Annotated in this window: 11 protein-coding genes; 6 read left to right on the top strand and 5 right to left on the bottom strand. The window is 64.1% G+C overall.

Going from position 1 to position 12,468, the window contains the following annotated elements; genetic code table 11:
• Positions 1-90: 90 nt before the first annotated feature.
• On the top strand, positions 91-861 hold the full coding sequence (locus tag DKW65_RS10450; protein WP_111657187.1) for an SDR family NAD(P)-dependent oxidoreductase: 771 nt from the start codon (positions 91-93) through the stop codon (positions 859-861).
• Positions 862-1,497: 636 nt separating this feature from the next.
• Complete coding sequence (locus tag DKW65_RS10445) at positions 1,498-1,767, top strand: hypothetical protein (protein WP_111657186.1); 270 nt, start codon at positions 1,498-1,500, stop codon at positions 1,765-1,767.
• Positions 1,768-1,789: 22 nt separating this feature from the next.
• Here DKW65_RS10445 and dinB read toward each other — a convergent pair whose 3' ends face one another.
• Together dinB and DKW65_RS10435 are read right to left on the bottom strand one after the other, a co-directional pair.
• The gene (gene dinB / locus DKW65_RS10440; protein ID WP_111657185.1) at positions 1,790-2,896 is read right to left on the bottom strand and encodes a DNA polymerase IV; all 1,107 of its coding nucleotides are present in this window, start codon (positions 2,894-2,896) and stop codon (positions 1,790-1,792) included.
• Positions 2,893-3,267, bottom strand: coding sequence for a cupin domain-containing protein (locus tag DKW65_RS10435; RefSeq protein ID WP_111657184.1), 375 nt, complete (start codon positions 3,265-3,267; stop codon positions 2,893-2,895). The genes dinB and DKW65_RS10435 overlap by 4 nt, the downstream gene beginning before the upstream one ends.
• Before the next feature lie 72 nt (positions 3,268-3,339).
• Here DKW65_RS10435 and DKW65_RS10430 point away from each other — a divergent pair, with 72 nt between their 5' ends.
• On the top strand, positions 3,340-5,022 hold the full coding sequence (locus DKW65_RS10430; RefSeq protein WP_111657183.1) for an FAD-dependent monooxygenase: 1,683 nt from the start codon (positions 3,340-3,342) through the stop codon (positions 5,020-5,022).
• Here the strand turns inward: DKW65_RS10430 and DKW65_RS10425 are convergent.
• A complete protein-coding gene (locus tag DKW65_RS10425; protein WP_111657182.1) occupies positions 4,989-6,080 on the bottom strand; it encodes a S1 family serine peptidase in 1,092 nt (363 codons plus the stop codon). The genes DKW65_RS10430 and DKW65_RS10425 overlap by 34 nt on opposite strands.
• A gap of 154 nt (positions 6,081-6,234) precedes the next feature.
• Here DKW65_RS10425 and DKW65_RS10420 point away from each other — a divergent pair, with 154 nt between their 5' ends.
• Entirely contained in the window at positions 6,235-6,540 is a 306-nt protein-coding gene (locus tag DKW65_RS10420; protein WP_111657181.1) for a type II toxin-antitoxin system ParD family antitoxin, read from the top strand.
• Positions 6,537-6,866 (top strand): type II toxin-antitoxin system RelE/ParE family toxin, encoded by a 330-nt coding sequence (locus DKW65_RS10415; RefSeq protein ID WP_111657180.1) that lies wholly within the window; start codon positions 6,537-6,539, stop codon positions 6,864-6,866. Before DKW65_RS10420 ends, DKW65_RS10415 begins: the two co-directional genes overlap by 4 nt.
• On the opposite strand, the gene DKW65_RS10410 is transcribed toward DKW65_RS10415, so the two are convergent.
• Entirely contained in the window at positions 6,808-8,601 is a 1,794-nt protein-coding gene (locus tag DKW65_RS10410) for a serine protease (protein WP_111657179.1), read from the bottom strand. The two genes, DKW65_RS10415 and DKW65_RS10410, sit on opposite strands and share 59 nt — an antisense overlap.
• Before the next feature lie 77 nt (positions 8,602-8,678).
• Entirely contained in the window at positions 8,679-9,626 is a 948-nt protein-coding gene (locus tag DKW65_RS10405; RefSeq protein ID WP_111657178.1) for a nucleotidyl cyclase domain-containing protein, read from the bottom strand.
• 169 nt (positions 9,627-9,795) lie between these two features.
• Here DKW65_RS10405 and ppc point away from each other — a divergent pair, with 169 nt between their 5' ends.
• Positions 9,796-12,465, top strand: coding sequence for a phosphoenolpyruvate carboxylase (gene ppc, locus DKW65_RS10400; RefSeq protein WP_281271660.1), 2,670 nt, complete (start codon positions 9,796-9,798; stop codon positions 12,463-12,465).
• Positions 12,466-12,468 lie beyond the last annotated feature (3 nt).

Below are 12,468 nucleotides of genomic sequence, written 5' to 3'. Positions count from 1 at the left end.
TGTCACTTCCTGCCACCCCGTCAGCGGATACCAGCCTGTATACTCCGGCGTCAGCCCCTTTTATCGCAAATCCAGAATGAGGAGAACACCATGGATATCGCCAATGTCGTGGCCGTCATTACCGGCGGTGCTTCGGGCCTGGGCCAGGCCACTGCTGAAGCCATTGTCGCCAAGGGCGGCCGCGTGATGATTCTGGACCGTGACGCCGAGCGCGCTGCCACCGTGGCGGCGGATCTGGGCGACAACGCGGCCAGCGTGGCCTGCGACGTCACGGACGCGGCCTCGGTCGAGGCGGCGATCAAGGCTGCGGTCGACAAGTTCGGTGCGCTGCATGTGTGCGTCAACTGCGCGGGTGTCGGTTCTGCCATGAAGACCGTGGGCCGCGAGAACAAGCCGCATGATCTGGGTGTGTTCGAGATGGTGGTCAAGATCAACCTGATCGGGACCTTCAATGTGACTCGTCTGGCCGCAGCGGCCATGGCGGAGAACGCCCCGGGCGAGGACAACGAGCGCGGTCTGGTGGTCAACACGGCTTCCGTGGCGGCGTTCGACGGTCAGGTGGGCCAGGTCGCCTACTCAGCCACCAAGGGTGGCGTGGTCGGCATGACCCTGCCCATCGCCCGTGACCTGGCGCCGCTGGGCATTCGCTGCAACACCATCGCGCCGGGTATCTTCAACACGCCGTTGATGAATGCGGCCCCGGACAAGGTCAAACAGCCGCTGATCGACATGACCCAGTTCCCGAAACGTCTGGGGCATCCGCCGGAATTTGCGGCGCTGGTGTGCCATATGATCGAGAACAGCTTCATGAACGGCGAGACAATCCGCCTCGACGGCGCCATCCGGATGCAGCCGCGCTAAGCGGCAAATCTCCGGGGGGCTGCGAGCCGGCTGGATTGGTTGCTTGCCCCATTCTGTCTGGTGTGGTGGTTATGGCCCTCGGGGGGCGGGTAAAGGGTTTCAGGACACGCCGTGAACCCGTCCCTGGGGGCTTGCGTTCGGCATCCATGCCTCTCGACAGTCCTGAAACCCTTTACCCGCCCCCCGAGGGCCGTCACGCACAGCCCGATCTTCAAGCTGGCAGATGGCCGGTGGTTTTGTTCCTCCAGCAGTCTCTATAGCCACCGCCCTTCAAATCTCGCTGCGGCGTTGAGGCGGGGTGCGCCCTGGAGGGACATCTTTGGCCAGGGATGGCCAAAGAAAGAGCGCCCAGGGAGGGCTTGAGCGGTCCCGGAAGGGCGCACCCCGCCTCAACGCCTCTCTGCTGGAGGGTGGCCCACCTGTCCGGAGCTTCCTCTGTCGGCAGCTTCGCGATGAAGCGTAAGCCACATCGCGCCGTACTAATGCGTTTTTCCTATTTTTGTAGTGTGACCATTGAGTCACTGGTGCACAGTAATATCCTGACACAATCTTTCAAGCACCCGCGCTTATGCCTGTGGTCTGACGCTGCTAGTGTGGTTTTCAGCATTTCAATGCCAACGTCAGGAGCCTCAGGTCATGCTGCTCAAATACTTGAACGAACTGGATCGTGCGGTGAAAGATGCCCGTGAGCACCCCGGCGTAGAGCAGTACCGTCGTTGCGCCGAGTGCGCGCAGACACTGCGGGATTATCTCGACGGCCAGATGGACGCTGTGCGTCGTCGCGGCACCGAGATCATGGAGCAGCTGCTGCCCGAGCAGTTTGATGACTGGATGGCCGAGCTGGGTGCTGTGCACAGCGCTGCTCGCCAGGCCGGTTCCCGGTATCAGGTCCGTTTGCACGGCTGATTACTGAATCCTGATCACTGAATCATAGCTGCGCGCGCTGATTCGCCAGCGCGCGCTGGCGCTCCTCCTCGAACAGATCCGGCTGCTCCGGCGCATTCAGATCGCGTAGCCGCACCCCGATACCCACCAGCCTCGCCGCTTCCCCACGACGTTCCCACAAGGCGTCGAGTAACGGGGCAAAGGCCGCTTCATCCAACTGCTCCCCGGGCCCATCGCACGTCGCCTGCGAGAAATCCTGATAACGCACCTTCGCCGTCAGGCCCTGGATCACATAGCCGTGATCCAGCTGGCTCAGGCGTGCGCGCAGGCGCACCAGCAGGTCGGGCAGTTGCGCCCGCCAGCGGGTCAGCGAGACCAGGTCCTCGGCATAGGTTTTTTCCACGCTCACCGACTTGCGTCGGCGGCTGCTTTGCACACGGCGGTCGTCTTCGCCGCGAGCCAGGTGCCACAGACGTTCGCCGAAGCTGCCGAACTGCTGGCTGAGGGTCAGCTTGTCGAAGCCCTGCAGGTCGGCGCAGGTGCGTATGCCCATGGCGTCCAGTTTGCCCGCCGTCACGCGCCCCACGCCAGACAGACGCTGTACGGGCAGGGCGCTGACAAAATCAGCGACCTGCTCCGGGCGAATGACGAACAGGCCATCGGGCTTGCGCCAGTCACTGGCGATCTTGGCGAGAAACTTGTTCGGGGCTACGCCCGCCGATACGGTGATGCCGACTTCCTTGCGCACGGCGTCGCGAATCGCCTGGGCAATGCGCGTGGCGCTGTTGTCGAAATGCGTGCTTTCGGAGACATCCAGAAAGGCTTCATCCAGCGACAGCGGTTCAATGTGCGGGGTATAGCGGCGAAATATCTGCTGGATGCTGGCGGACACCTTGCGGTACTTGTCGAACTGCGGCGGCAGGATGACCAGCTCCGGGCACAGCCGCAGCGCCTGGGAAGAGGCCATGGCCGAGCGCACGCCGTAGTGCCTGGCCTCATAATTGCAGGTGGCAATCACGCCACGTCGACCGGGGTCACCGCCCACCGCAACCGGGCGACCGCGCAGGCGAGGGTCGTCGCGGGTTTCCACGGCGGCGTAAAAGCAATCGCAATCGACGTGGATGATTTTTTGCTGCGCGGTGTCGCTCATGGCGCCTCAAGCAGCTCGGTATCATCGTGCGCATAGGGCGGCGAGCAGGCGCACAGCACGACCAGTGGCGTGTCACCGGTATTTTCCAGCCGATGCGGCGTACCGGGGGTAATGCAGACGGTATCGCCAGCGCGGAGGGTGAAGGTTTCCTCGCCCAGTGTCATGCGACCGCCGCCGGCAGTGATGTGGTAGATTTCCTCGCTACGATGATGCCGATGCAATACCGTAGCGGCTCCGGGCGCCACGCGCGCTTCGGCAAGGGACTGATGGCGCACGCCCAGGGCGGCATGCACGTCCGGATGCAGCAGCTCGCGGATCTCTGATGCATCGCGCGTGGTATAGGCCGGTAGCTCGGCATAACGGGTTTTCATGTCGCCCCCGACGGTGGCAGTAAGGGTTCATTCAGTACAAGGATAAAGCATGTGGCAGAAAAGGCAGCGTCCATGAAGGGATGGCCGACACGCACCCAGGTCCTCATCATTGGCGCCGGGCCCACCGGCCTCACGCTGGGCATTGCCCTGCGCCAGCGCGGCATCGATTGCCTGATCGTCGACAAGCTGCCCGCGCCGTTGCCCTGGTCGCGTGCCCTGGGGCTGCATGCCCGGACCCAGGAGATACTGGCAGCACTGGGGGTGCAGGCCGCCATCAGTGAGCGCAGCCTGGCGCAGCGCGCGGTCAGTGTCTACGGCGACCGGGGGCCGTTGTTTACGCTGGATCTGGATGTGCTGGATGCGCCCTATCCGCATGTGCTGTCCTGCCCGCAGGCTGAAGTGGAGGCGTGCCTGGCGAACCGTTTCGCCGCGCTGGGCGGCATGCTGGTGCGCGATTGCGATCTGCGTGACTTTTCCCAGGATGACGATGGTGTGGTGGCGCGTCTGCACTGGGCGGCCGGTGATCAGTTCCTGCGCGCGGATGTCATGGTCGGCTGCGATGGCGCCAATTCCCGCGTGCGCGATGTGTTGGGCATCAGTTTTGACGGTGAGCGTTACCCGGATCATTTTCTGCTCGCTGACCTGGATATCGAATGGGATCTGCCCCGCGACAGTTCCCATGGTTTTCTGTTGGGGGAGGGGGTGCTGATTGCCATTCCCTTGCCGCAGGGCTGGCGGTTGATCATCAACCAGCGTGATGATGAGGATCTCGCTCCGCAGCTGGATATCGAGCCGTTTCGTGAGCGGTTGGAGCACTGCCTGGAGACGCCGCCAGGGCTGGGCGAGCCCCGCTGGCTGAGCCGTTTTTCGATCCATCGACGGCTGGCCGGGCGGTATCGCCGCAACCGCGTGCTGCTGGCGGGCGATGCCTGCCACATCCAGAGTCCATTGGGCGCGCAGGGCATGAACACCGGCATCGGGGATGCCTTCAATCTGGGCTGGAAGCTGGCGGCTTATCTGCAAGGGCATGGTGATGGTCGTCTGCTGGACAGCTACGAGCAGGAACGCCGCCCGGTGGCACGGCAGATGCTGACGGCGGTCGATCTGCTGTCAAAGGGCTCGTTCACGCGTGCAGCGCCATGGCGGCGGGTGCGCGACGGGGTGCTGCGCCTGGCGGGCAACCGGCCTGGGCTGGGTGCGCGTCTGGTGCGGCGCGCCAGCCAGCTGGATGTGAATTACCGGCACTCACCGATTGTGGCGCGCAGCTCCGGAGATCTGCCTGCTCGCCGCGACCGGGGGCCGTTGCCGGGCGATCGTGTGCCGGACGCCCCGCTGCGGGCGGCGTGTGGGGATAAGGCGGAGAACGTGGAGGCGCGGCTGCATGACTGTCTGCGTGACGGGGCCTTCCAGCTGCTGATCCAGTTGCCCGACACGCTGGATACGGACCATGCCGCAGTGCTGTCCATCTATGCACTGCTGACCCGCTTGCCGGACGAATTCGGTGCCCTGCTGGGCGTGCAACTGATCGCCCCCGGTGACTGGCCCGATGCCCTGAAGGATCTGTTGAGCCAGCCGATGCCGGGCGCGGCCATGCAGCTGTGGTGCCATGCCGGTGAGGCCTTCGCCGAGCGCTTCGGCAGCGAAGGCCGCTTGTGGCTGGTGCGGCCGGACGGGCATCTGGCCTTCCGTGGTCTGCTGACGGATGCCGATGAACTGGTGGGTTATCTTGCGGATCTGCTGGCGCGGCGCGACTGACGGCGCATCGATAGCAGTGGCAAGGCCAGCAGCAGCCAACTGATGCTGAAGCCGCCCGATGAGCCTGTCCGGGCGAGGTCCGTCTCCGCTTCCGGGTCGGAGGCAGGATCATCTGCGGATTCTTCAGGCGCGTCGGCAGGGGGAGCCGCCGGCTCGTCGACAGGGGCTGTTCCGTGCACTACGGCGCTGATCCACTCCCGGTAAAAAGCCACGTTGGTGTACACACCGGGTGGATTCGGGTTGCCGCAATCGCTTGTTCCAAAGCTGGTAATACCGATGGAGATGGGCGTTTCGCTATCAGCGTCGATCAGCAGGGGGCCACCACTGTCACCGAAGCAGGTATCCTGGCCATCGCTTGCCGTCTCTGGCGGATGGGGTTCGGCGGCACAGACCATCTTGTCGCTGATGTGAACGCCGCCCCAGGCCTGGTTGCACTTCCCGCGCGGAATATAATCCAGCAGCACCTGTTGCAGCGTTGACGCAACATTGCCATCTTCTGTCTGTCCCCATCCCAGTGCCAGGGCGATGTCATCACGTTCAGCGTCCGTCAGCAGTTCCAGTGTATTGATATCTGTCTGGCTGGCCAGAGCTGGGAAAGTGGTCACGACGGAAGCGGGTTCGTTCAGCCGCAACAGCGCAATGTCATCGTTCAGGCCTGAGCTCAGGTACTCATCGTAATCCGGGTGAATAATAATTTCGGCAGCGAAGGTCTGGTAACCATTGAGGCTGCCGGGTGCCTCGATCTGGTTGAAGGCGATCCGTATGTCCTGCGCCTGCAACGGCGGGTCTTCATCGGTGTTGAACAGGCAGTGGGCCGCGGTCAGGACATAGTCCTCGTTGATCAGGATGCCTCCACAGCGGAAGACGCGAACCTGGCGACTGCCGGGGGACGAAGCGGGATCGACGATCGCCAGCAACGCCATCCATGGCCAGGCGCCTTGCTTGGCATCGTCGCCGCCGTAGATATAGGGTGTCAGGCCCGAACCGTGGGCGGAGGAAAGCACGGCACTGCCCAGGCAGAGGAGGGCGGGGATGGAAACCTGATGTAAAACGTGCATGGAGACATCCGGCTAAAAAATGTGTGCCTCCAGTATAGGGGGATTTTGTGTCGTCGGCGTGATGAGTTGCCGAAACAGGGTTTTCGCGACGGTTGACCGCCGCGGGTGCTATGTCTAGATTGGCAATATATGCCAATCCGGTGAGGGCCAAGCCATGCCGACCCGAAATGTAGTGATTACCGACCGCCAGGCCGCGCTGATTGAAGAACTGGTGGAAAGCGGCCAATACCAGAACGCCAGCGAGGTGCTGCGCGAGGGCTTGCGGCTGGTGGAAGAGCGCCGCGCCGAGTACGCCTGCAAGCTGGAAGCGCTGCGGACGGCGGTGCAGGAAGGGATGGAGGATATCGAAGCGGGACGTTACACCACCTTCGATTCCGCCAGCGCCCTGGCCGACGACTTCCGGGCGGAAGCGGCGGCCATCATCGCGGAAGTGGCCGACGCACAAAAAGACAGGACATGAGCGCCGTCTGGAGGGTGCGGGAGACGGCCAGCGCCAGGGCGGACAGGGCCAGAATCATTCGCTGGACAGCGACCCGCTTCGGGACATATCAGGCGACGATCTACGCAGAAACCATTGCATTGGCGCTTGCCGCGCTTGAAGCGGGGCCTGACACACCGGGGGCGCGGCAACGGGGTGGCTTGCCCGGGAATGTGCGCTTGCTCCATGTCGCCAGGCAGGGCCGCAAGGGTCGACACTTCATTGTTTTCCGCATCGGCGGCGAGCAGGTTATTGATGTCCTGCGCATACTTTATGACGGGATGGATCTGGCCAGACATGTCGATTGACGTGGCGGCGTCGCAGAAGAATGAGAATCAGCAGGAGCCCGCCCCAGAGCGCGCCGCCGCTGCCCATGCGTAATACCGGTGTTTCGGTGTCCGGGTACTGGACGGCGACGGCGGCCTCGGTTTGACCCACCCCGAAGGTGCCGGCGGGGGTGTGGGCTGTCAGCTGCAGGGTGCGCGGCAGGCCATCCAGTGAGGACAGCTCCAGTGTCATGCTGTGTTGACCGCCGGGCGCCAGGGGCGGTGCCGGGCAGAACAGCCCTTCGGCAGACTGGGTGCACTGCAAGGCTTGCCTGTTCAGCAGTTGCGTGGCGGGCGGTAACACGATGCTCAGGCCTGCGCCCTCGGTGCTGGCATGGGTAGAGAGATTTTCCAGGCGTGTGCGGACACTGGCACGGCGTTGCTGCTGAGTGAAGGTGCCGCGCACAAAGCCGGGGGCCACCAGGTTCAGATCAGGTTTGTCGGTCAGAAAAATGCGCACCGTCGGACGATTGTTGCTGCTGCGGTAATCGTGCTCTTGCGTGTCCAGTTGCAGCGACATCGTTACGCGCTGGTCGTCGCCTGCGGGTAACGACGACAGCGCGACCTGGCCCGCCAGTTCGTCGTTCGGCGCCAGCGGCATTTCAGCGGATAAATCACAGTCGGCATCAGGGCAGACGCTGTTTTCCAGAGACAGCGACAGGTTGTCCATGTTCTCGCCGGTCAGGGTCAGACGTTGCAGTGTGGCCGCATTCATCTTGCTGTCATTACGCAGCGAAAAATCGATGGTGTAGCCGTCCGGGGTATTTGCAGGCATCGTGTGATAACGGGGAATAGCGATGGCGGCATCAATCAAGGGATGGGCAGGAGCGCCCCCTGGTGGTGATGCGGTGATCTGCTCAATCCAGTCCACCATGTCGGCAGTACTGGTGTAGCCGCTGGGCACGTGGGCCAGACCGCAACCCTGGCTGGAGCCGAAACTGGTCAGGCCGACGATCACGGGATCGTCGGGCGTGCCCGTGAGCAAGGGGCCGCCGCTGTCGCCGCGGCAGGTGTCCTGGCCGAGTTCGGCATCGAAGGGCGGGTTGGGTTCGCCAGCGCATACCAGCAGGTCGGTGTCAGCGCTGAACCAGAAGCTGCCGCAGGCAGCGCGGTTGATATAGTCCAGCGCGACCTGTTGAAGGGTTTCGGAGATGCCGGAAGACGGTGCGGTTTCGCCCCAGCCGAGCGCCGTCATGCGGTCGTCGCGGTCCAGCGCGGGGGCTGCCTCCAGAGCTTGCACCAGCGTGTCATCAGCCAGATCCGGATAGCGTTGGAGCAGGGGCGCTTCGCTGACGGGAATCAGGGCGATGTCGTAGCCTTCGAGCAGATTCCGGAAATTGAAAGCGCCATGCAGGATCATCAGTCCCGCCGGTTCATCGCCCGATCCGGGGGCTGGAAAATCGCCATTGGGAAAGGTGGGTGCGCCGTAAAAAACGTCGGCCACCGTGGCCTCCACGCGGGCACCGTTGTGACCGTCCTTGACCAGGCAATGCGCAGCGGTCAGCACCCAGTCTGGAGAAATCTGTTGGCCACCGCAGAAACCGGCGGTGCCATCGCTGAAAGAGATGCGCAGCGCCGTCATCCAGGGCCAGTCACTGGCCTGGGCCTCTTCGCCTCCAAAAATGCGTGTGCTGACGTCGTTGGCCGTGACCTGCCCGGTATGGGTCAGGCTTGCCATCAGACTGAGACAGCAAAGCGTGCGCGCCGCGATGCGCATGGGGACCTTCTTCTGTTTACCCGCAGTCGTCACCCCTGAGTGTAACCCGCTCGGGGCGCTCAGGGGTGAAGAACAGATCAGACTCGCAGCGGCGGGGCGTGGATCAGCTCACGGTCGCTGGTGTCACCGCGCTGGAACGTCTCGCCCAGGTGGTCGATCACCAGGTCGAGGCTGGTTTCCCGGGGCACGGAGGTCATCACGGCGGTGAACGGCGGAGTATGCTCGCGCAGAGTGGTGATAACCCGCTCGGCATTGGCGACATTGGTGTCGGGCAGCAGCAGGGCCAGACAGAGCTCGTCGGCGCGGGCGCCGATATCGCTGCGGCGCAGGCGCTGGCTGAGGCCGCTGGCCAGGGCATCCAGCTGGCTCGGGTCATGCGGGCGCAGCATGACGGCGGTCAGCGGGCTGGACAGACGCTCGTGCAGGGGCAACAGCCAGCCTGCCGTGTGGCTCAGGGCGGTGCGGCTGATCAGGCCGGTCTCCGGGTCTTGCCAGGTGGCCTCCTGGGCCAGCCGTGTCAGGACCTTGTTGCGATACAGCAGCAGGCCGAAATAGACCGCGCAGGTCAGCATCACCGCAAGCAGGAACAGGGAGCTGGCGGCAAGCGGGGTGTCCGACTGCTGCAGCCGCAACGGCAGTACCACAAGCAACACGGCGGCAGCGATGGCCAGGCTGTAGAGAAAACGCGGCAGGCCATTGAGCAGGCCGGTGCTGAGTACCGCGACGATCATCAGTGCCAGTGTCGGGGGCGGCTCGCCGGGATCAAGCAGTATCAGCACCCCCAGGGCGGCCAGGTCGACCAGATTGCTGACCAGCGGCGCACCGGAGAAAGGGCGGAAGAAGAGGCCGCCCTGCAACAACAGATACAGTGCCACCAGCAATGCCATCAGCGCGCCGTGCAGCGGCAGATGCAGTGCGGGCAAGGCGATAAAATAGGCGGCGACGAGCAACGCAAACAGTATGCGTGCTGTCAGCTGGAGTGTGTTGGTACCGCGATCGGTGGCAAGCGAGCTGGGTAGATTCATAGTCACAATTCTGGTCATCCACAAGCGGGCTGCGTCATGGGCAGCCTCCCCCGAGTGAGCGCCGACCATCGCCCGCCAATGGTGCGGTATCCGGATCATGGCGGCAAGCGCAGAACCCATCAATCCGGCGTATGCTGTGAGCATGATTTGACCAATCGGGAGAGAACAGGTGACGGAAGCCGATCTGCATGCCCCGTTGCGGGAAAATGTACGCCTGTTGGGCGATATGCTGGGCCAGACCTTGCGTGAACAACAGGGCGAGGCGCTGTTTGCCCTGGTGGAGCGCATTCGTCAGGTAGCCGTGGAAGCACGATCGAGCGGGGCGGTGGATATGCGCCGCCTGAGCGAATTGCTGACGCCGCTGGATGAACAGCAACTGCTGGATGTGGCGCGGGCGTTCAGCCAGTTCCTGAATCTTGCCAATCTGGCCGAGCAGCAGCACCGCGTGCGCTTGCGCCGCCGTCGCCAGGGGTACGATGCCGACATCGGCAGTACCGAAAGCCTGCGTCAGGTGATCCAGCGGTTGCTGGACAGTGGGCTGTCTGCAGAGACCGTGCGCACGACCTTGTCGACACTGTCGGTGGAGCTGGTGCTGACCGCGCACCCGACAGAGGTGTCGCGCCGCACCCTGATTCGCAAGTATGACCAGATGGCTGAATGGCTGGCCGCGCTGGACCGTACTGATCTGGGCGAAGATGAACGGGGGCGCTGTCGCGAAGGTCTGCGGCGCAGCATCCTGTCGGCCTGGTGTACGGACGAAATCCGGCGCGAAAGGCCGACGCCGGTGGATGAGGCCAAGTGGGGGTTTGCCACGCTGGAGCAGTCGTTATGGCAGGCACTGCCTGTTTTCCTGCGTGAGCTCGACGACGCAGCCAGTGAGTTGCTGGGCGGCCCCCTGCCCGCAGCGGTGGCGCCGATCCGTATCGCCTCCTGGATGGGCGGCGACCGTGACGGCAATCCGAATGTCACCGCCAGCGTGACCCGCGAGGTGTTGCGCCTGGCGCGCTGGATGGCGGCGGATCTGTATATTCGTGACGTGGAGGAATTGCTGGCGGACTTCGCCATGCATGAAGCGAGCGATGAACTGCTGGCGCACACGGGGCCGTCTGCCGAACCCTACCGCATTGTCCTGCGAGGTCTGCGCGAAAGGCTGCGCCATACCCGCGCGCACATGGAGTCGCTGGTCAATGGTGCCGAGCCACCGGGGGGCGACATCATCCGCTGCCGGGAGGATCTGCTGGCGCCGTTGATGCTGATCGACCGGTCGCTGCGTGCGTGCAACATGGCGGCCCTGGCGGACGGCGCGCTGCGCGATACCGTGCGGCGCGCCCATGCCTTCGGTGTCACCCTGTTGCGGCTGGATATTCGCCAGGAATCGTCGCGCCACAGCGCGGTGCTGGATGCCGTGACACGCTATCTGGGGCTGGGCTGTTATCTGGACTGGTCCGAGGCCGAGCGGCAGCGTTTTCTGCTGGCTGAACTGGACAGCCGGCGGCCTTTGATTGATGCGCGTTTCTATCGCAGCGAAGAATGTACCGATGAGGTGCGCGAGGTGCTGGACACCTGCGCTGTGATCGCCAGTGAATCGGCGGAAGCCCTGGGCGCCTACGTGATTTCCATGGCCACCTCGCCGTCGGACATTCTGGCGGTCATGTTGCTGCAACGCATGATGGGCGTGAGCTCGCCGATGCGGGTGGTACCCCTGTTCGAAACCCTGAGTGATCTGCAGGGCGCTGGCGCGACGTTGCGTGCCCTGCTGGCCGTGGACAGCTACCGCGAGGCGGTAGGCGACGGCCAGGAAATCATGATCGGCTATTCCGATTCGGCCAAGGATGCGGGCTTTCTTGCTGCCGCCTGGGCGCAGTACCGGGCACAGGAGGAACTGACCGCGCTGTTCGCCGAACATGGCATTGCGTTGACGCTGTTTCATGGTCGTGGCGGCTCCATCAGCCGCGGTGGATCGCCGACCCGTACAGCGTTGCTGTCGCAACCGCCGGGGTCGGTGGCCGGGCGTATCCGGGTGACCGAGCAGGGGGAGGTGATTCGCTTCAAGTACGGCATGCCGCAGATCGCCATCCACAATATGGAACAGTATGTGGCCGCGACCCTGGAGGCGACCTTGCTGCCGCCGGTGGCCCCCGGCGAGGACTGGCGGGCGGAGATGGCGGCCCTGACCGGGCAGGCGGTGGCCGCTTATCGCGAGGTGGTGCGTGACACCCCGGCCCTGGTGGATTACCTGCGCACGGTGACACCGGAGCAGGAACTGACCCGGCTGGCGCTGGGCAGTCGGCCCGCGCGACGCAAGCGCGCAGGCGGCCTGGCGTCGCTGCGCGCCATTCCGTGGGTGTTTGCCTGGACGCAGATTCGTCTGATGTTGCCCGCCTGGCTGGGCACCGGGGTGGCCCTGAATTCAGCCCTGGCCGACCCGCAGCGACGTCAGGTGCTGGATGCGATGCAGCGTGACTGGCCGTTTTTCCAGGGCATGCTCGACATGCTGGAAATGGTGCTGGCGAAAGCCGATGTGGCGGTGGCGAGTTACTATGAAGAGCGTCTCACCCGCGACCGCACCTTGCGGGAACTGGGGGCGGAATTACGCGAGCGTCTACAGGGCACGGTCAGTGCGTTGCAGGGGGTCAGCGGGCGCCGCGACCTGTTGGCCAATAATCCGGTAATGCGCTGGTCGGTGCAGGTGCGCAATCCCTACACCGACCCGCTGCATCTGTTGCAGGCTGAGTTGATGGGGCGGCTGCGCGACACCCATGAACCGGACCCACGTCTGGAAAGCGCGCTGATGGTCACCATCACGGGCATCGCGGCGGGCTTGCGCAATACCGGCTGATAC

The organism is Isoalcanivorax indicus (assembly GCF_003259185.1).
Lineage (GTDB): Bacteria > Pseudomonadota > Gammaproteobacteria > Pseudomonadales > Alcanivoracaceae > Isoalcanivorax > Isoalcanivorax indicus.
This window is presented reverse-complemented; position numbering and strand designations above follow the sequence as displayed.

Bases quoted from the DNA above. Each gene is read 5' to 3' on its own strand.
- DKW65_RS10450 (WP_111657187.1), top strand. From the start codon at position 91: ATGGATATCGCCAATGTCGTGGCCGTCATTACCGGCGGTGCTTCGGGC.
- DKW65_RS10445 (WP_111657186.1), top strand. From the start codon at position 1,498: ATGCTGCTCAAATACTTGAACGAACTGGATCGTGCGGTGAAAGATGCC.
- dinB (WP_111657185.1), bottom strand. From the start codon at position 2,896: ATGAGCGACACCGCGCAGCAAAAAATCATCCACGTCGATTGCGATTGC.
- DKW65_RS10435 (WP_111657184.1), bottom strand. From the start codon at position 3,267: ATGAAAACCCGTTATGCCGAGCTACCGGCCTATACCACGCGCGATGCA.
- DKW65_RS10430 (WP_111657183.1), top strand. From the start codon at position 3,340: ATGAAGGGATGGCCGACACGCACCCAGGTCCTCATCATTGGCGCCGGG.
- DKW65_RS10425 (WP_111657182.1), bottom strand. From the start codon at position 6,080: ATGCACGTTTTACATCAGGTTTCCATCCCCGCCCTCCTCTGCCTGGGC.
- DKW65_RS10420 (WP_111657181.1), top strand. From the start codon at position 6,235: ATGCCGACCCGAAATGTAGTGATTACCGACCGCCAGGCCGCGCTGATT.
- DKW65_RS10415 (WP_111657180.1), top strand. From the start codon at position 6,537: ATGAGCGCCGTCTGGAGGGTGCGGGAGACGGCCAGCGCCAGGGCGGAC.
- DKW65_RS10410 (WP_111657179.1), bottom strand. From the start codon at position 8,601: ATGCGCATCGCGGCGCGCACGCTTTGCTGTCTCAGTCTGATGGCAAGC.
- DKW65_RS10405 (WP_111657178.1), bottom strand. From the start codon at position 9,626: ATGAATCTACCCAGCTCGCTTGCCACCGATCGCGGTACCAACACACTC.